We start from the raw sequence: 18,084 nt of genomic DNA, 5'->3' as shown, positions 1-18,084 counted from the left end.
TGCATCGCGGCAGGCCAGGGTCGGGCACCACAGGCACCGACCGGACATGCAAAGACCGTCGCTCGGCCGAAGGCGCGAGCGTGGGCATACGCCCCCGGCCGGCGCTCCGCAGGGCGTCGCTTCGGATTTCGGTTTCGGATTTCGGTGATGTGCGGACAGCCCGCCGTCAGTCAGGCTGTCCGCGGGAATGGAGCCGGCGCCCAACCGTCACCGGACGGGATCACCAGAAGGAGCCGTCCGACTTGGCGCTGGTGATCACGACGACGGGCTGCGACTTGATGCCGGCGGCCTGCAGCTCCTCGAGCGTTTCCAGGACGACCTCGACCAGAGGCCCCTGCCCCTTGCGCAGCGCTTTGATGTCCTTGGGCTTCTGATCGGGGAGATCGATGAAGACGATCTCGTTGCTCGGGATGCTCTCGTCGTCCGCCTTGTCGTCCAACGCGACCGACACCGTCTTCCTGACAGCCATGTTCCACTCCGTTCAAGGGCCACTGGCACCGGCATCCACGCGGCGCGCGGGAGCCGTACCGCTCGACAAAAATCCCCCTCGGCGCCTCTCCATCGGAAGCGCGACGCGATGCGTGCCCCGCTGCGGGTTCCGGCGGTCTCCGCCGGCGCAGTCCGGAGCGTCGAACCGGACGGCCGGTCAGTCGTAGGATCGGCGCTGCCGGTACGAACCGTCCGTGCGCGACTCGCTGAACCGCTTGCGGCCCTTGCCGAAGGCGTGAACCACGTTGGATCCCACGTCCAGCAGCCACCCATTGTTCTGGTCACGGTTGGACCGGTTGTGGACGTTGAGATAGGCCTCCAGCATCGTGTGCTGAGCCTCGACGAGACGGCGGACGAGCCGTTCCGACTTCTCCACGAAGCTTTTTCCGTCGTCGTCCTCGTCGTCTTTGTCGTCGTCGTCCAGAGAGCAGATGTCCCGGGTGGACAGCTTCCCATCGGAAGCGATCGACAGGACGGAAATACGCTTCACCGCTTCGTCAAGTTTGATCTTGGGCATGATCCTACCTTCCCAGGAATTTGCAAAAGACTGTAGCTTCGATCATCAGAATACTCAATAGAAACTTCAATAACATGCAAATGTAATTAATAATCACACCAGATATCCTTCAATATAAAATGACGACAATAGTATTCATGGAGTGATCATCTCCAAGGCGCATGGCGAAGGGCGCAGCTGAACCGCGCCGGCGGGAGCACCGCCAAGACGCTCCCCAGTGTCGGCCCGCCTTTGACGACTTGCAGCCGGCTTGGTGCAGGGAGGTTCGACAGGTCGTGACGATGCCTTTCCCAGTCGCCGTTCACACGACGCGGACGGACTTCGGGCGTCCGAAATCGAGCATGCGGTTGAGGGCCCCGACGGCGACGCAGTCGCCGAGGACAGCCGGGGCTAGGAGCACTCCCATTTTCACACTATCATGATGCTATATATGGAAAAAATAATACACATCACTCCTGCTTCCCTGTTGCTTATTTCCCTCCTTGATATGTAGAGTTTTTCACCGGCGCACGATCCTGCCGCCGGGTGAAGACGGGGGAAACACGCGACCATGAAACAGTTCCTGCCCTCCATTGCCCTGTTCGCGCTGGCTACCCTGGCGCCGATGTCCGCCGAAGCCGCCGGCAAGATCGTTGTCGCCTACCAGACCGACGCGCTGCCGTCGTCGGTGGCGATTGCCAACGGGGACTTCGCCAAAGCGACCGGCGCCGAGATCGATTTCCGCAAGTTCAATTCGGGCGCCGACATCTTCGCCGCCATCGCGGCGGGCGACGTCCAGGTCGGCTATGTCGGCTCCAGCCCCTTCGCCGCCGCGGTCAGCCGCGGGCTGGACGTGAAGGCCTTCTACCTCGCCAGCGCCTCCGGCACGGACGAGGCGCTGGTGGTCCGCAACGGCTCCGGAATCGAGACGCCCGCCGACCTGAAGGGCAAGAAGCTGGCCGCCGCCCCGGTCTCGACCGACCATTACCAGCTCCTCGCCGTGCTGAAGCAGGAGACGCTGAGCGAGCGCGACGCCCAGGTGTTCGCCATTCCGCAGCCCGACATCGTCGCGGCCTGGAACCGCGGCGACCTGGACGGCGCCTTCGTCTGGGACCCGGCGCTGACCGAGCTGAAGAAGACCGGCAAGGTTCTGCTGACCTCCCGGCAGGTGGCCGACCGCGGCGCCCCGACCTTCACCGCCTGGGTCGCCACCGCCGCCTTCGCCAAGGAGAACCCGGCCTTCCTGAAGAGCTTCGCCGGGGTGGTGGAGCGCTACAGCGTCTCCTTCCGCGACGACAAGGCCGCCTGGGGGCCGGAGTCGCCGAACGCCAAGGCGCTGGCCGGGCTTCTCGGCGGCACGCCGTCCGATCAGGCGTCGGCGCTGAACAACCTGTCGCTGATCCCGGCCAAGCAGCAGGCCAGCAAGGACTGGCTGGACGGCGGCGAGAACAGCGGCACCGCCAAAATCCTGAAGGAAACCGCCGAGTTCCTGAAGGAGCAGAAGAAGGTCTCCACCGTGCTGCCCAGCTACGGCGGCTTCGTCACGGCGGACCACGTCAAGGCCCTGCCCTGACGCGCGGCCGGACGGGAGGCGCGCCATGCTCCGGGTGCAGAACGCCAGCGTGTTCTTTCCTGGCCGTGACGGCGGGGTGATCCACGCGCTGGACCGCGCGTCGCTGGAGATCGACGCCAACAGCATCGTCGTCGCGCTGGGGGCGTCGGGCTGCGGCAAATCCACGCTGCTGAACGCCATCGCCGGCTTCCTTCCCCTGTCGGACGGCAGCATCACGCTGGACGGGCAGCCGGTGGAGCGCCCCGGCGCCGACCGCGGCGTGGTGTTCCAGAAGGACACGCTGCTGCCCTGGAAGAGCGTGCTGGACAATGTGGCGCTGGGTCTGGATTTCGCCGGCCTCCCCCTGCGGGAGCGGCGGGACCGCGCCGCCGAGCTGCTGCGCCTCGTCGGGCTGGAGGGCTTCGCCAAGGCCGCCCCGCACGAGCTGTCCGGCGGCATGCGCCAGCGCGTCGGCATCGCCCGCGCGCTGGCCACCGACCCGAAGATCCTGCTGATGGACGAGCCGTTCGGCGCGCTCGACAGCCTGACGCGGGAGCAGATGCAGGAACTGCTGGTCGACGTCTGGGCGCGCACCGGCAAGCGCATCTTCTTCATCACCCACTCCATCGAGGAGGCGCTGTTCCTCGGCACGACGGTGGTGGTGATGTCGCCGCGCCCCGGCCGGATCGTGGCGCGCTTCGACCTCGACTTCGTCCGGCGCTTTGCCGCCGAACGGGACGTACGCGCCATCCTGTCCGACCCGGACTTCGGGGACCTGCACAACCGCATCCGCGATCTCGTCCATCGTCCGCATCACGCGACGGTCCACCGCGGGGAGACGCTGCAATGACCGACGCCGCCCGCACGACCACCGAACCCCTCGCGGTCCCCGCCGCCCGGCCCCGGACCGTCGCCCTGCGGCCTTTCGGGCTGGACGGCGCGCGGACCGGTCCGATCAGCGCGGTCACCGGCCTCCTGTTGATCGCCGCATGGTTTCTGGTGTCGCATTACCGGCTGGTGACGCCGCTGTTCCTGCCGGCACCGGGGGAGGTGGTCGCCCAGTTCCTCGCCATCCTGGAGGACGGTTACGCCGGCGCCACGCTTGGGGAGCATGTGTCGGCCAGCCTGCTGCGCATCCTCGCCGCGGCGCTGATCGCGGCGTCGCTGGGCATCCCGCTGGGGCTGACGATGGGGCTGAACCGCTGGGCCAAGGGCGTCCTCGACACCCCCATCGAGTTCTACTGGCCGCTGCCGCCGCTGGCCTATCTGCCGCTGATGATCATCTGGCTGGGCATCGGGGAGGTGTCGAAGATCGCCCTGCTGACGCTGGCGATGTTCGCCCCGATCTGCCTGTCGGCTCAGGCCGGCGTGCGGTCGCTGCCCATCGAGCGGGTCAACGCCGCGCTGTCGCTGGGGGCCACGCGCTGGCAGCTCTTCCGCGCCATCGTGCTGCCCAGCGCGCTGCCGGAGATCCTGACCGGCCTGCGCATCGCCATCGGCGTCGGCTGGAGCACGCTGGTCGCCGCGGAGCTGATCGCGGCGACGCGCGGCATCGGCTTCATGATCATGTCCGCCTCGCATTTCCTGGCCACCGACGTGGTGTTCGTCGGCATCGGCATCATCGCCGCCTGGGCCTTCGCCTTTTCCTACGGGATGCGCCTGCTGGAATCCTGGCTGGTGCCGTGGAAGGGCAAGACCTGACGCTTTCCCGAACCGGAGTGCCTTAACCGTGTCGCGGCCCCCCAACATCCTGTTCATCATGGCCGACCAGATGGCGGCCCCCGCCCTGCCCTTCCACGGTCATCCGGTCGTCAAGACGCCGAACCTGTCGCGGCTGGCCGCGGAAGGCGTGGTGTTCGACAACGCCTACTGCAACTACCCGCTCTGCGCGCCGTCGCGCTTCGCGCTGCTGTCGGGGCGGCTGCCCTCGGCCATCGGCGCCTTCGACAACGCGGCGGAGTTCGCCTCCTCCGTGCCGACCTTCGTGCATTACGCCCGCGCCGCCGGCTACCGCACCTGCCTGTCGGGCAAGATGCATTTCGTCGGCGCCGACCAGCTCCACGGCTTCGAGGAGCGGCTGACCACCGACGTCTATCCCGCCGATTTCGGCTGGACGCCGGATTGGGGGAACGGGGCGCTGGCCTACGACTGGTCGCATCACATGGCGAGCGTGGTCGAGGCCGGCCCCTGCCACCGCAGCCTGCAGATCGACTTCGACGAGGAAACCGCCCATCAGGCGGTGCAGAAGATCTACGATTACGGCCGCACAGCAGCCAACACGGCGGACGAGGCCCCCTTCCTGCTGGCGGTGTCCTTCACCCACCCGCACGACCCCTTCAACTGCCTGCCCGAGCATTGGGACCTCTACGACCACGCGGCGATCGACCTGCCGTCGGTGCCGGCCATCCCGCCGGAGCGGCTCGATCCGCACAGTCGGCGGCTCCACTACATGGACGGGCTGCACCGCTACGACCTGACGGAGGAGCGGGTGCGCACCGCCCGCCACGCCTATTACGGCTCCATCAGCTATGTGGACGAGCTGGTCGGGCGCCTGCTGACCGCGCTGGAGCGGGCCGGGCTGGCCGAAGACACCATCATCGTCTTCACCGGCGACCATGGCGAGATGCTGGGCGAGCGGGGCATGTGGTACAAGATGACCTTCTTCGAATGGTCGTCCCGCGTGCCGCTGCTGGTGCACGCTCCGGGACGCTGGGCGGCGCGGCGGGTGTCGGCCCCGGTGTCGCACGTCGATCTGTTCCCCACCATCCTCGACCTGCTCGACGGCCGGGCGCCGCTGCCGGTCGACCCGTTCGACGGCGAAAGCCTGCTGCCTCTGCTCGCCGGTTCGGCGCGCGGCGCCGGCCGCACCATCTTCGCGGAGTATTTGGGGGAAGGGACGCTGAACCCCGCCTTCATGGTGCGGCGCGGCCGCTACAAATACATCGCCTGCGACGGCGACCCGCCGCAGCTCTACGATCTGGAGGCCGACCCGAAGGAGCTGGTCAACCGCGCCGGCGCGCGCGATCTCGCCGCCATCGAGGCCGATCTGTCCGCATCGGTCGCCCGGCGCTGGAACGCGCCGGCCCTGCGCCGGGCGGTGATCGAGAGCCAGAACCGGCGGCTGTTCGTCCACAAGGTGCTGCTGACCGGGCGCCACACGCCCTGGGATTTCCAGCCCCACCGCAGCGCCGCCACCTCCTACGTCCGCAATTTCGGGGTCGCCGAGGACACGCTGAAGGCGCTGGCCCGCCTGCCCGCGGTGGAGCCGGTGCCGCCCGACCGTCCCGGCGCCTGATCTTTCCTGTCCGTATCTGAGGGAGCCGCCATGCCCGACATTTCGCTGCCCAGCCTGTCCATCACCCCCGTCAGCCCGGCCATCGGCGCGCGGGTGGAGGGGCTGGACCTCACCCATCCGCTGAGCGACGCGGAGGCCGCCGCGCTGGAGCGCGCGCTGGTCACCCATCAGGTGCTGTTCTTCGAGAACCAACCGCTGACGCCCGCGGCGCAACGCGCCTTCGCCGCCCGCTTCGGCAGCCTGCACGTCCACCCCGTCTATCCCAACGTGCCCGAGCAGCCGGAGATCATGGTGCTCGACACCGGGCCGCACAACGTGACGGACAACGACGTCTGGCACACCGACGTGACCTGCATCGAGACGCCGCCGGCCATCGTGGCGCTGTCGGGCAAGCGGATCCCGCCCAACGGCGGCGACACCGTGTGGGCCAGCAACATCGCCGCCTACAACGGCCTGTCGGAACCGCTGCGCCGCCTGCTCGACCCGCTGAGCGCGCTGCACGACTTCACCAAATCCTTCCCCGAATGGCGGCACAGCGGCGATCTGGAGACGCACGCCCGCTGGCGCGCGGCCCGCGACCGCCACCCGCCGGTGACCCACCCGGTGGTCCGCGTCCATCCGGTGAGCGGCGCCAAGGCGCTGTTCGTGAACGAGAACTTCACCGCGCGCATCGTCGGGCTGAGCGACCGCGAGAGCGCGGCCATCCTCGACCTGCTGTTCGACCACATCAGCCGCCCGGAATTCACCGTGCGCTGGCGGTGGAAGGCCGACGACCTCGTGCTGTGGGACAACCGCTCCACCCAGCATTACGCGGTGAACGACTATCTGCCGCACAGCCGCCTGATGCACCGCGCCACCGTGCTGGGCGACCGGCCCGTCGGACCCTGAGCAAACCTCTCATAACAATATCAAATCCCTAGGGAGAAATCTGACCGTGACGAGCCTGTTCCCGCGCCGCGCCGTGCTCGGCGCCCTGTTCGCCGCCGCCCTGTCCAGCCTTCTGCCGGGCGCTGCCCGCGCCGCCGACAAAGTGACGGAGATCCGCCTCGACTACGCTTACTACAACCCGGTCAGCCTCGTGCTGAAGGAAAAGGGCTGGCTGGAGGAGGATCTGAAGAAGGACGGGATCGCCGTGCGCTGGGTGCTCAGCCTCGGTTCCAACAAGGCGCTGGAGTTCCTGAACGCCGGCAGCCTGGATTTCGGCTCGACCGCCGGGGCGGCGGCATTGATCGCGCGGATCAACGGCAATCCCATCAAATCGGTCTACGTCTATTCCAAGCCGGAATGGACCGCCCTGGTCACCGGCCCGAACAGCGCCATCACGAAGGTCGAGGACCTGAAGGGCAAGCGCGTCGCCGTCACCCGCGGCACCGACCCGCACATCTTCCTGGTCCGCACGCTTGCCCGGCACAAGCTGACCGACAAGGACATCAAGCTGGTCCTGCTGCAGCACCAGGACGGCCGGCTGGCGCTGGAGAAGGGCGATGTGGACGCCTGGGCGGGGCTCGACCCGCTGATGGCCCAGGCGGAGATCGACAACGGCGCCACGCTGTTCTACCGCAACGCCGCCGCCAACACATGGGGCGTGCTGAACGTGCGGGAGGAGTTCGCCACACAGCAGCCGGAGCTGGTCGCCCGCGTGCTGCGCGCCTATGAGAAGGCCCGCGCCCACGCGCTCGCCAACCCGGCGGAGCTGAAGACGACCATCGCCACCGCCGCCAAGCTGTCGGAGCCGGTGGCCGCCCGCCAGTTGGAGCGCACCGACCTCAGCCACAGCGCCATCGGCGCGGAGCAGGCCGACACCATCCTCCAGGCCGGCCTCGCCCTTCAGGAAAGCGGTGTTCTGGGCGCCGAGGTGGACGTGAAGGGTGCGGTGGCGGCGCTGATCGACCCGTCCTTCTCCAAGGCGCTGACCCAGTAAGGGGGTGGTTCCGTGGCCGTCATCGAACCGGCGCTGGACCGGCAAGAATCCGGCGCCGTTTCCCTTCCGGAGGCATCCGGTGCAGCGCCGCGCCGCCGCTGGCTGGACTGGCTGGCCGGCCTGATCGTCCCGCTGGCCCTGGCGCTCGGCTGGGAGGTCGCGGTGGCGCAGGGCTGGGCCAATGGGCGCCTGCTGCCGCCACCCAGCCGCATCCTGTCCACCCTGTGGGGCCTGTGGCGGTCCGGCGACCTGATCACCCATGTGCTGGCGACGCTGGGCCGGGTGGGGCTGGGCTTCCTGTTCGGGGTGCTGGCGGGGACGGTGCTGGGGGCGCTCACCGGCTATCTGACTTGGGCGCGCCGCCTGCTCGACCCCACCCTGCAGGCGCTGCGCTCCATCCCGTCGATCGCCTGGGTGCCGCTGTTCATTCTGTGGTTCGGCATCTTCGAGACCTCGAAGGTCATCCTGATCGCGGTCGGCGTCTTCTTTCCCATCTATCTGGCCCTGTCCGGCGCCATCCTGGACGTGGACCGCAAGCTGGTGGAGGTCGGGCGCATCTTCCGCCTGTCGGGGCCGGCGCTGGTGTGGCGCATCCTGCTGCCGGCGACCCTGCCCGCCTATGCGCTGGCGCTGCGCGCCGGTTTGGGGCTCGGCTGGATGTTCGTGGTGGCGGCGGAGTTCATGGGGGCCAGCGAGGGGCTGGGCTTCCTGCTGACCGACGGGCAGATGACCGGCCAGCCGGCGACCATCCTCGCCTCCATCGTCGCCTTCGCGGTGCTGGGCAAGCTGACCGACGGGCTGCTGGCCGCCCTGTCCCGCCCGCTCCTGCGCTGGCAGGATTCCTTCAAGCCGGAGGGTTGAGCCGATGCTGCGCATCGACGGATTGAGCAAGCGCTACCCCAACGGCCATCTGGCGCTGGAGGAAATCGGGCTGGAGGTGGCGCCGGGGGAAATCCTCGGCGTCGTCGGCGGCTCCGGCTGCGGCAAGAGCACGCTGCTGCGGCTGATCGCCGGGCTGGAGGCGCCGACCGCCGGGGAGGTCGTGCTGAACGGCCGGCCGGTCCGCGGCCCGCGCGACGAGATCGGTTTCGTCTTCCAGGAGCCGCGGCTGATGCCCTGGCTGCGCATCCGCGACAACGTCGCCTTCGGCATCCGCCACCTGCCGAAGGCGGAACGCGAGGCCCGCACGGTGCAGGCGCTGGCGCGCGTCGGCCTCGCCGACTTCGCCGGGGCGTGGCCGCGCGAACTGTCCGGTGGCATGGCCCAGCGCGCGGCCCTGGCCCGCGCGCTGGTCGGGCGGCCCTCTGTCCTGCTGCTCGACGAGCCCTTCTCGGCGCTGGACGCGCTGACCCGCTACGACCTGCAGGACCATCTGCTGAGCCTGTGGGCCTACGACCGCCCGACGCTGATCCTGGTCACCCACGACATCGAGGAGGCGCTTGTCCTGGCCGATCGCGTCGTGGTGATGCTGCCCCGTCCGGGCCGGGTGCTGACCATCGCGACACCGCCGCTGCCGCGCCCGCGCGATCGCACCGACCCGTTGTTCGAGGTCTGGAAGCACCGCCTGCTCGCCGACCTCAGCCGGGCGTTCCGCCATCGCGTCAGCGGCGAGGAGGCGTTCCCCGCCGCCGCCATCTGACCGCTGTCCCATTCGTTGCGAAGACGCGCCAAATAACACAAATAATCATGACAATCGTTCAAATATAAGAAAAATCTTAAATGGGATCACTCTCTGTGTTGTCAGGTTGCTATCGGGGAAGGGAGGATGGATTTCACCGAAGGCAAGGCTTTGCGCACCGGCACCGTGCAGGTGCCTCGTCGAGAGCGCGGCGGCACGGAGACGACAGGGAGGGAGCATGAGAGCGACACGACGCGCCGTTCTGCGCGGCGTTCTGGCCGGAGCCGCGCTGATGATGCCGCTGCGCGTCCAGGCACAGAGCGGAGAAGCGCCGGTTCGACGCATTCCATCCTCGGGAGAGGCCATTCCTCCCGTGGGCCTGGGCACCTGGATCACCTTCAACGTCGGTGATGATGCCGAGCTGCGTGCGGAATGCGCGGCGGTCATGCGGGCCTTCTTCGAGATGGGGGGCCGGATGATCGACTCCTCGCCCATGTATGGGTCCTCCCAGGCGGTGGTCGGTGATGGACTCCGGACGCTGGGGCACCCCTCCACCCTGTTCGCCGCGGACAAGGTCTGGATTTCCTCGGGCACGCGCGGGCCGTCGCAGATCGAGGAGTCGCGCCGCCTGTGGGACGTGCCGCGCTTCGACCTGCTTCAGGTGCACAACCTGCTGTCCTGGGAGGAGCATCTCAAGACGCTGTTCGCCATGAAGGCGGCGGGTCAGCTCCGCTACGTCGGCATCACGACGTCGGAAGGGCGGCGCCACGACCTGTTCGAGGAGATCATGCGCCGGCAGCCTCTCGACTTCGTGCAGCTCACCTACAACATCGTCGACCGCGAGGCGGAGGAGCGCATCCTGCCCCTGGCGGCGGACCGCGGAATCGGTGTGATCGTCAACCGCCCGTTTCAGCAGGGCGTGCTGCTCCGCCGGCTGTCGGGCCACCCCCTGCCCTCCTGGGCCGCCGACATCGGCGCGTCCAGCTGGGCGCAGTTCGTCCTGAAATTCATCATCTCCCATCCCGCCGTCACCGTGGCCATCCCGGCGACCAGCCAGGTCGCGCATGTGCGCGAGAACATGGCCGCGATGGCCGGGCCGATGCCCGACGCCGCGATGCGACGGCGCATGGCCGACCTTGTCAGGGGCCTCTGATGCCGGAGTGGTGGACCTATTCGACCGAGGACTTTCTGCTCTTCAGCCCCCGCACCTACTGGCGGCTGATCGAACGGCACAACGAGGCGCTCTGGCCGGCGCATGTCCTGATGATGCTGCTCGGCGCGGCCATTCTGCTGTGGCTCGTCCGGCCCCGCCCATGGTCGCACCGGGTGATCGCGGGGTCCTTGGCCGTGCTGTGGGCGTGGTTGGCCTGGAGCTTCCTATGGGAGCGCTACGCCACCATCAACTGGGCCGCACCCTATGTGGCGCCGTTTTTCGCGCTTCAGGCCATCCTGCTGGCCTTGGTCGGTGGCCGGCTTCGCTGGTCGCTCTCATGGACCGGACGGGCGCTCGCGGGGCTTGCGCTGTTCCTCTATGCGCTTGCCCTGCACCCCCTCGCGGCACTCCTCGCGGGACGGCCCCTGCGCGGCGCCGAGGTCTTCGGCATCACCCCGGACCCGACCGCGATCGCCACCATTGGCTTGGTCATGATGGCGGACGGGCGATGGGCATGGTCCCTGCTCGCCGTGCCGATGGCGTGGTGCCTCGCCAGCTGGGCGACCTTGCACAGCATGGAGGCACCGGAACAATGGGTGCTTCTCGGGGCGGCGCTGGTTGCCCTCCTTCCCGTCATGCGTCGGCGGACTGCCCGTGATGCCGGGCCGTGATGCCGGGTCGTGATGCCCACCGCGGATCGTCGAGGCCCGCAGCTCCGCCTATCCCACCACCTGCCGGTACAGCGCCGGCAACGCCTTCGTCAAATGCGTGACCTGCGGGAAGATCGCGTAGCCGCCACGGCCGAACAGGTAGGGGAAATAGTCGCGCGCCTCGGCGTCCACGGTGATGCCGAACAGGGCGATGCCCTGGCGGCGGGCCTCCTGGATCGCCACGCGGGTGTCCTCGATGCCGTAACGTCCCTCGTAATGGTCCACGTCGTTGGGCTTGCCGTCCGACAGCAAAATGAGCAGGCGGTGGCGGTTGGGCCGTTCCGCCAGACGCGCGGCGGTGTGGCGCAGAGCCGCCCCCATGCGGGTGTAATGGCCGGGCTTCAGCGCCTGGACACGCCGCTGCACCCGGGCGTTCAAGGGCTCGTCGAACGCCTTGACCGTCTGCACCCGCACCCAGTCGCGCTTCTTCGAGGTGAAGGCGAAGATGGCGTGCGGGTCGCCGCAGGCGTTCAGCCCGTTGGACAGGGCCAGCAGAGCCTCCTTCTCGACGTCCAGAACGCGGTGCCCGTCCACCCAGCCGTCGGTCGACAGCGAGGTGTCGACCAGCACCGCCACCGCCAGATCGCGCGCGGCGTTGCGCGCCGCCTGATAGACGCGGTCGCTGCCCGCCCCGCCCGCGCGCTGGTCGGCGCAGCGGCGCACCAGGGCGGTGAGGTCGAGGTCGTCGCCGTCCGGCTGGCCGGTGAAGACCATGCGCTTGGGACGCAGGGCCTCGAACTGGCGGCGGACCTGCCGGATGCGGCGCCGGGCGGCCTCGTCGGGCGCCCAGTCTTCGCCGTCCTCCGGCGCCGGTTCGGCGACGACGCGGCAATGGGCGGGGTGGTAGGCGCGGCGGCGATGGTCCCATTCCGGATAGGTCAGCACCGCCGTCAGCGGCGCCGCGTCCACGGCCGCGGGCGCCAGATCGAGATCGAGCTTCAGCCGGGTCGAGGGCTTGCGCTGATGCTGGGCGAGCGCGATCTCCTCCATGTCGTCGGCGGCCTGACGGGCGGCGTCCTCGTCGTCGTCATCGACCGGGCGGGGGATGTTCAACATCTCCGCCAGACCGAAGATCTTCTCGAAGCGGTTCAGCATCAGCGGGTCCTCACGCTGCACCTGATCGCTGTCGCGCCGCGTCGCCTTGCGACGCTGGCCGTCGCTCTCGGAGGAGGGCGCCGCGGCTTCGTCCTCCGCTGCGGCATCGGGAGCGGGTGGCGCGCCGGATGGCACGGGACCCGAAACCTCACCCCACAGGGGCACCGGCAGGAACGGCTTGTAGCCGGCCGGGGCGGCGAAACGCTCCAGCGGAACCGTCCCGTCCAGGACCGCGCCGCCGTCGCCGTCGCCCAGCAGGGCCAGCACCGCCGCTTCCACCATCGCCTCGTCCTTCGGCAGGGAGCGCTTGGGCCGGACGGCGAGCAGCGCCGCGCACAGCTCACCATGCAGGCGGGCCAAACCCGGCCAGCGCATGAGAACCCGCGCGGTGGTCGCCCGGGCCTGCCGCAGCGCCCGCACATCATCTCGCAACGGATCGGCGATAACCTCGCCGTCGGCCTTGGCGTGGGCGAAATAGGCGGCCAGCCATTCGTAGAGCCGCTCGTTCAGCGCCGCGTCGGGGAACACGTCGAGCAGGGCGGGCAACTGCAGCACGTCGCCGTCCAGCGCCGGCCGCTCCAGCCGTTCGGTGCCGAGGCCGATGCGTTCCAGCACCGACAGCCGGTGCCCGGAGGACGCCCGGGCCGCAGCGGCCAGCCGCACGCCCCGGTCGCCGCCCAGCCCGCGGAAGAACACCGCCAGCCGGGGCCGGATCGCCTCCAGCGTCACCGCGGCGTCCGGATGGTGGGGCAGGCTCGACCGGCCACCGACCAGACGGTGCCAGTGGCGGCCGATGAACTCCTCGGGCTCAAGCAGCGACAGCATGGTCCGTTCCCCTTGTTTCGCTTACCCGAGGGCGATGTCGGCGACGCGCAGCAGCGCCTGCCGGACGTCGGCGTCATCGGTCAGCGGTTCGATCAGCGCGGTGCGGATCGCCCGCTCGGGCTTGACGCCGGAGCGGATCAGCGTGGCGCAATAGACGAGCAGGCGGGTGGAGACGCCCTCCTCAAGATCCTGGCCCTTCAGAGCGCGCAGCGCGCCGGCCAGACGGACCAGCGGGGCGACCCGCCCCTCCGGCAGGCCGCTCTCGCGGGCGACGATGACGGCCTCGTCCTCCGGCGCCGGGAAGTCGAATTCGATGGCGAGGAAACGCTGGCGGGTGCTGGGCTTCAGGGTCTTCAGGACGTTCTGGTAACCGGGGTTGTAGGAGACGACCAGCATGAAGTCGTCCGGCGCCTCCAGCAGTTCGCCGGTGCGATCGAGCGGCAGCAGGCGGCGGTCGTCGGTCAGCGGGTGGAGCACGACGGTCACGTCCTTGCGCGCCTCCACCACCTCGTCGAGGTAGCAGACGGCGCCTTCGCGCACGGCGCGGGTCAGCGGGCCGTCCGCCCACACCGTGTCGCCGCCCTTGAGCAGGTAACGCCCGGTCAGGTCGGCGGCGGTCAGGTCGTCGTGGCAGGACACGGTGTAGAGGGGACGACCCAGCCGGGCCGCCATGTGCGAGACGAAGCGGGTCTTGCCACAGCCCGTCGGCCCCTTCAGCAGCAGCGGCAGGCGGTGGCGGAAGGCGTGCTCGAACAGCTCGCACTCGTCGCCGACGGCCTTGTAGTAGGGGATGTCGAGGTCGTCCGCGACGGCCTTCAGGGCGCTGCGGGTCATGGGTGTCTCCTCGAAAGCGAAAGGCGAAAGCGGAAGGCGGAAAAGAGAGGTCCCCTCCCCCGGCGCGCGGAGGAGGGGAAGGTCCTGATCACTCGGCGGGCTGGACGGCGGCGCCGATCCCGGTGGTCTTCCGGGAGGCGGGCACCGGCCCGAGCAGGGCGTAGAGATAGAGGACGGCGCCGATGAACACCGCCGCACCGGCGGCCAGACGCACCCAGTAGAAGGGGGCGATCTCCGCCTGGACGGTCATATAGTCCATGCCCATCACGCGCTGCAGGTGGACCTGCACGACCCCGGCGAAGGTCAGGGCGAAGGTCATCACCGACATGCCGCCGGTCATCAGCCAGAAGCTGGCCTTGTTGAGGGTCTGGTGGTAGGGCGCGACGCCGCGCAGATGCGGCATGGCGTAGCTGAAGATGGCGAGGTTGATCATCACATAGGCGCCGAAGAAGGCGAGATGCCCGTGCGCCGCCGTCACCTGCGTGCCGTGGGTGTAGTAGTTGACCCAGGACAGCGTGTGCAGGAAGCCCCAGACGCCGGCGCCGAAGAAGGCGGTCACCGCGCAGCCGACCGACCACAGCAGGGCAGCCTTGTTCGGGTGATCGCGCCCGCCCTTCAGCACCATCTTCACGGCGAAGACGACCATGAAGAAGAAGGGGGCGACCTCCAGGGTCGAGAACAGCGAGCCGATCCACTGCCAGTAGCCCGGCGTGCCGATCCAGTAGTAATGGTGCCCGGTGCCCAGCAGGCCGGAGAACAGGGCCAGCCCGACGATGGCGTAGAGCCATTTCTCGACGATCTCGCGGTCGACGCCGGTCATCTTGATCATCAGGAAGGCGAGGATCGAGGCCATCACCAGCTCCCACACGCCCTCGACCCAGAGATGGACGACGTACCACCAGTACATCTTGTCCAGCGCGAGGTTGGTCGGGTTGTAGAAGGAGAACAGGAAGAACAGCGCGATGCCCCACAGCCCCATCACCAGGATGTTGGTGATGACCGTGCGCCGGCCCTTCAGCACCGTCATGGAGATGTTGTAGAGGAACATCAGCGCGACGACGACGATGGCGACCTTGATCCAGGTCGGCTGTTCCAGAAACTCGCGCCCCTCGTGGATGCGGAAGACGTAGCCGACGACGGCGGCCAGCGCGCCGAACATGAACAGGCCGAACTGGATGTAGGCCAGCTTCGGGCTGTGCAGCTCGCGCTCCGCCTCCTCGGGAATCAGATAGTAGGCAGCACCGAAGAAGCCCATCAGCAGCCAGACGATCAGCGCGTTGGTGTGGATCATCCGCAGGATGTTGAAGGGCAGCAGTTCCGACAGGACGTTGGGCAGCACATAGACCGTGCCGGCCAGCAGGCCGACCAGGAGCTGCACGCCGAACAGGGCCAACGCGCCGTAGAAGTAGGGCAGCGCGACCTTTTGGGATTCGTATTTCATGGCCTTTCGTCCTTCGTCAGCCGGAAATCTTGGGCGGCCAGTTCTGGGTGTTGATGCGGCTGGTCCACTCCAGGAAGGCGGCGAGGTCGTTGACCTCCTGCTCCGTCAAATTGAACTGCGGCATCTGGCGCCGGCCCTCGACGCCGCTGGGCTGCGCGGCCATCCAGCCGGCCAGAGCGGCGCGAGCGCCCTCCGCGTCCTTGTCACCGCCGTAGCGGATCCAGACATTGCCCAGTTCCGGCGCGAAATAGGCGCCCTCGCCCAGCAGCGTGTGGCAGTTGATGCAGGAGTTTTTTTCCCACACATGCTTGCCGCGGGCGACGCTCTCGGTCAGCCCCTTGCTGTCGGTGCCGGTGTTGACGACATAGATGTGGCTTGCCGCCGTCAGCGAGACGAAGGCGGCGAAGAAGAAGAGCGATCCGCCGTAAAAAATGTTTCGGGCGGCCGCTTTGGTGAAGCGTTCCGTCATGCGTTCGTTTCTCCTGGGTCAGGCCCCCGAGTCAGACCTTCGTGGAACGGAGGGGCCTCGAGCGGCGTTGGCCGTGCGCCATGCCGGAGAAAGTTGACTGATTTGGTGCGACTATCCTTGACGGCGGTCAAGCGGACGGCCGCGTTTCGAACGCGAGGGGTCGACGGTCTTTTGTGACGATCGGTGCCGGGGAAGAACCGGGCATGTGGGACGTCCCACATGCCCGGTTCGTGATGCCCGGTCTTTGAAAACACGAGAGGCGCTCCGCCGATGTGGGACGTCCCACATCAGGGGCCGAGCATAGTCAGTCGGCGCTCTGGAGAATGGCGTCGATTTCCGCGCGGAGCTGGAGCAGGCGCTCGCGGTGCGCGGTGTCGAGCAGGTGGCGCTGTTCGCGCACGACGGCCACGTCGCGGATGATGCGCTTGACGCTCGCCTGGAGTGTGCGTTCCGGATCGTGCGGTCCGGCTTCGCGGACGGAAGGGGATTGCCCTTGCGCGTGGTCGCGCTTGGCCTGCCGGACAGCCTTGACGGAGGCTCCCTCCTTCGCCTGTTCCCACAGCGCCGGACGCAGGTCATCGGGAGCGGCGGCGATCTCGATCAGCACCGACCGGGACACCCGCGTGCAGGACGCCGCGTACTCCTCCAGCATGTCGGCCGGCAAAGTCAGGATGGCCAGCAGCTTGGTGATGTCGGTGCGGTCCTTGCCGACGACCGCGGCCAGCTCGTCGTGGGTGTAGCCGTGCTTCTCCACCAGACGGGCGAGGGCGGCCGCATACTCCACCGCGTTGAGATCGACGCGCTGGACGTTGTCGATCAGCCCGATCTCGTCCGGGTCGCCGGAGGTGAGAATGGCGAAGACCGTCTTGCGGCCGAGGATCTCATGGGCACGCACCCGGCGCTCGCCGCCGATGAGCAGATAGTCGCCCTGCGGCAGCGGCCGGACGAGGATCGGGTTCTGCAAGCCGTAACGGTCGATGGACGCGGCCAAGCTGCGCAGCTCCGCCTCGTCGAAGTGGCGGCGCGGCTGGTCGGGATTGCGGTGCACCCGGTCGATGTCCAGCTCCACCACATGCGGGAAGCCGGCCGACGTGCCGAACAGCTTGTCGGTGCCGATCGACAGGGTGGAGGTGCCGCCCAGCAGCTCCTTCGTCTTGCGCTCGAACTTACGCGACATGGCTCGTCTCCCGCTGCGTGGCGTAGGCGCGGATCTGGCGGGCCACCTCGCGGAAGGTCTCCGCCCCCGGGGCGCCCGGATCGCCGGCCAGCGTGATCATGCCGGCGGCCGCGGCCTTGCCGTAGACCGTGGCACGCGGGATCGGGGGGAACACCGGAACCTGCTCGGCGTAGGATTCGCGCAGCTCCTGAAGCGTCGCGCGGTCCTGGGTCAGGCGCTCGTTGTACATGGTGGGGATGATGCCGGCGATCTTCAGCCGGGGATTCACGCGGCGGCGAATGCGGGTGATGGTGTCCACCAGCCGCTTCACGCCCAGCAGGGACAGCGCCTCGGTCTGGACCGGCACCAGGACCAGCTCGGCCGCCGACAGGGCGTTGGCCGTGACCAACCCCAGATTGGGCGCGCAGTCCATCACCACGAAGTCGTAGGAGGCGCGGACCTCGTCGAGCTTCTCGCGCAGCACGAGCCCGCCGGTGGAGTCGGCGGCCAGTTCGACGTCGGCGTCGGCCAGCGAAAGTCCCGCCGGGACGAGATCGAGCCCGCGTTCCCCGGTCGGAACGATCACCGACGAGATCGGCTCGTCGGAGCGGAGCACGAAATAAAGCGTCTTGCGCCGCTGCTCCAGATCGACGATGGCGGCGTTGCCGACGCCGACATGGACCGTCGCGTTGCTCTGGGAGTCGCAATCGATCAGCAGCACCCGCGCGCCCCCCTCCGTCAGGGCATAGGCGAGATTCACCGCCGTGGCGGTCTTCCCCACGCCCCCCTTCTGGTTGGCGATCGCCAGGAAGGTCGCCGAGCGTGGCCGGTCTTCCGTGGTCTGGTCCACCAGGAAATCCTGCACCTGTTGGGGGATGCGCTCCGCCCCGCCTTCCCAGCGGCTGATCTTCGCCTTCGTGTAGCTGCGGCCGAGCTGATCGTTGAGCCAATCGGCAAATTGCGTCTGGTTTTCCCCACGGCGCTCGCGCAATTGGCGCATGTCGTCCCCACCAAGCGGCGGCATCGTCAT

General features: G+C 68.4%; 18 protein-coding genes. 10 read left to right on the top strand and 8 right to left on the bottom strand.

The window, feature by feature from the left end; all coding sequences use genetic code 11:
- Positions 1-220: 220 nt before the first annotated feature.
- A complete protein-coding gene (locus tag ABAZ39_RS26600) occupies positions 221-469 on the bottom strand; it encodes a DUF6200 domain-containing protein (RefSeq protein ID WP_144243642.1) in 249 nt (82 codons plus the stop codon).
- A gap of 177 nt (positions 470-646) precedes the next feature.
- Complete coding sequence (locus ABAZ39_RS26595; protein WP_040137362.1) at positions 647-1,006, bottom strand: DUF6312 domain-containing protein; 360 nt, start codon at positions 1,004-1,006, stop codon at positions 647-649.
- A gap of 550 nt (positions 1,007-1,556) precedes the next feature.
- On the opposite strand from ABAZ39_RS26595, the gene tauA reads away from it, so the two are divergent.
- The 10 genes from tauA to ABAZ39_RS26545 all read left to right on the top strand — a co-directional run bounded on the left by tauA (position 1,557) and on the right by ABAZ39_RS26545 (position 11,195).
- On the top strand, positions 1,557-2,558 hold the full coding sequence (tauA, locus tag ABAZ39_RS26590; RefSeq protein WP_040137361.1) for a taurine ABC transporter substrate-binding protein: 1,002 nt from the start codon (positions 1,557-1,559) through the stop codon (positions 2,556-2,558).
- Between the two features lie 25 nt (positions 2,559-2,583).
- Complete coding sequence (locus ABAZ39_RS26585; RefSeq protein ID WP_040137360.1) at positions 2,584-3,387, top strand: taurine ABC transporter ATP-binding protein; 804 nt, start codon at positions 2,584-2,586, stop codon at positions 3,385-3,387.
- The gene (locus ABAZ39_RS26580) at positions 3,384-4,238 is read left to right on the top strand and encodes an ABC transporter permease subunit (RefSeq protein WP_040137359.1); all 855 of its coding nucleotides are present in this window, start codon (positions 3,384-3,386) and stop codon (positions 4,236-4,238) included. The genes ABAZ39_RS26585 and ABAZ39_RS26580 overlap by 4 nt, the downstream gene beginning before the upstream one ends.
- 28 nt (positions 4,239-4,266) lie before the next feature.
- Complete coding sequence (betC, locus tag ABAZ39_RS26575; RefSeq protein WP_040137358.1) at positions 4,267-5,832, top strand: choline-sulfatase; 1,566 nt, start codon at positions 4,267-4,269, stop codon at positions 5,830-5,832.
- A gap of 30 nt (positions 5,833-5,862) precedes the next feature.
- A complete protein-coding gene (tauD, locus tag ABAZ39_RS26570) occupies positions 5,863-6,720 on the top strand; it encodes a taurine dioxygenase (protein ID WP_040137357.1) in 858 nt (285 codons plus the stop codon).
- A 46-nt stretch (positions 6,721-6,766) separates the two neighbouring features.
- On the top strand, positions 6,767-7,753 hold the full coding sequence (locus ABAZ39_RS26565) for an aliphatic sulfonate ABC transporter substrate-binding protein (protein WP_040137356.1): 987 nt from the start codon (positions 6,767-6,769) through the stop codon (positions 7,751-7,753).
- A 12-nt stretch (positions 7,754-7,765) separates the two neighbouring features.
- On the top strand, positions 7,766-8,614 hold the full coding sequence (locus ABAZ39_RS26560) for an ABC transporter permease (protein ID WP_040137355.1): 849 nt from the start codon (positions 7,766-7,768) through the stop codon (positions 8,612-8,614).
- Positions 8,615-8,618: 4 nt separating this feature from the next.
- On the top strand, positions 8,619-9,392 hold the full coding sequence (locus tag ABAZ39_RS26555; protein WP_040137354.1) for an ABC transporter ATP-binding protein: 774 nt from the start codon (positions 8,619-8,621) through the stop codon (positions 9,390-9,392).
- A 217-nt stretch (positions 9,393-9,609) separates the two neighbouring features.
- Positions 9,610-10,524 carry an aldo/keto reductase gene (locus ABAZ39_RS26550; RefSeq protein WP_051658601.1) on the top strand — a complete coding sequence of 305 codons (915 nt, stop codon included), beginning with the start codon at positions 9,610-9,612 and terminating at the stop codon, positions 10,522-10,524.
- The gene (locus ABAZ39_RS26545) at positions 10,524-11,195 is read left to right on the top strand and encodes a DUF6064 family protein (RefSeq protein WP_040137352.1); all 672 of its coding nucleotides are present in this window, start codon (positions 10,524-10,526) and stop codon (positions 11,193-11,195) included. Before ABAZ39_RS26550 ends, ABAZ39_RS26545 begins: the two co-directional genes overlap by 1 nt.
- A 48-nt stretch (positions 11,196-11,243) precedes the next feature.
- Here the strand turns inward: ABAZ39_RS26545 and ABAZ39_RS26540 are convergent, their stop codons facing one another.
- From ABAZ39_RS26540 to ABAZ39_RS26515, 6 genes are all read right to left on the bottom strand, one after another.
- On the bottom strand, positions 11,244-13,154 hold the full coding sequence (locus tag ABAZ39_RS26540) for a nitric oxide reductase activation protein NorD (protein ID WP_040137351.1): 1,911 nt from the start codon (positions 13,152-13,154) through the stop codon (positions 11,244-11,246).
- A 21-nt stretch (positions 13,155-13,175) separates the two neighbouring features.
- Complete coding sequence (locus tag ABAZ39_RS26535; RefSeq protein WP_035684008.1) at positions 13,176-13,988, bottom strand: CbbQ/NirQ/NorQ/GpvN family protein; 813 nt, start codon at positions 13,986-13,988, stop codon at positions 13,176-13,178.
- Positions 13,989-14,076: 88 nt separating this feature from the next.
- Positions 14,077-15,429 (bottom strand): cbb3-type cytochrome c oxidase subunit I, encoded by a 1,353-nt coding sequence (locus ABAZ39_RS26530; RefSeq protein ID WP_040137350.1) that lies wholly within the window; start codon positions 15,427-15,429, stop codon positions 14,077-14,079.
- A 16-nt stretch (positions 15,430-15,445) separates the two neighbouring features.
- A complete protein-coding gene (locus tag ABAZ39_RS26525) occupies positions 15,446-15,898 on the bottom strand; it encodes a c-type cytochrome (RefSeq protein WP_040137349.1) in 453 nt (150 codons plus the stop codon).
- A gap of 304 nt (positions 15,899-16,202) precedes the next feature.
- Positions 16,203-17,075, bottom strand: a complete 873-nt coding sequence (locus ABAZ39_RS26520) for a ParB/RepB/Spo0J family partition protein (RefSeq protein WP_040137348.1) — start codon at positions 17,073-17,075, stop codon at positions 16,203-16,205.
- The gene (locus ABAZ39_RS26515; protein ID WP_040137347.1) at positions 17,065-18,084 is read right to left on the bottom strand and encodes an AAA family ATPase; all 1,020 of its coding nucleotides are present in this window, start codon (positions 18,082-18,084) and stop codon (positions 17,065-17,067) included. The genes ABAZ39_RS26520 and ABAZ39_RS26515 overlap by 11 nt, the downstream gene beginning before the upstream one ends.

The sequence above is a fragment of the Azospirillum argentinense genome (assembly GCF_000632475.1).
Classification (GTDB): domain Bacteria; phylum Pseudomonadota; class Alphaproteobacteria; order Azospirillales; family Azospirillaceae; genus Azospirillum; species Azospirillum baldaniorum.
This window is presented reverse-complemented; position numbering and strand designations above follow the sequence as displayed.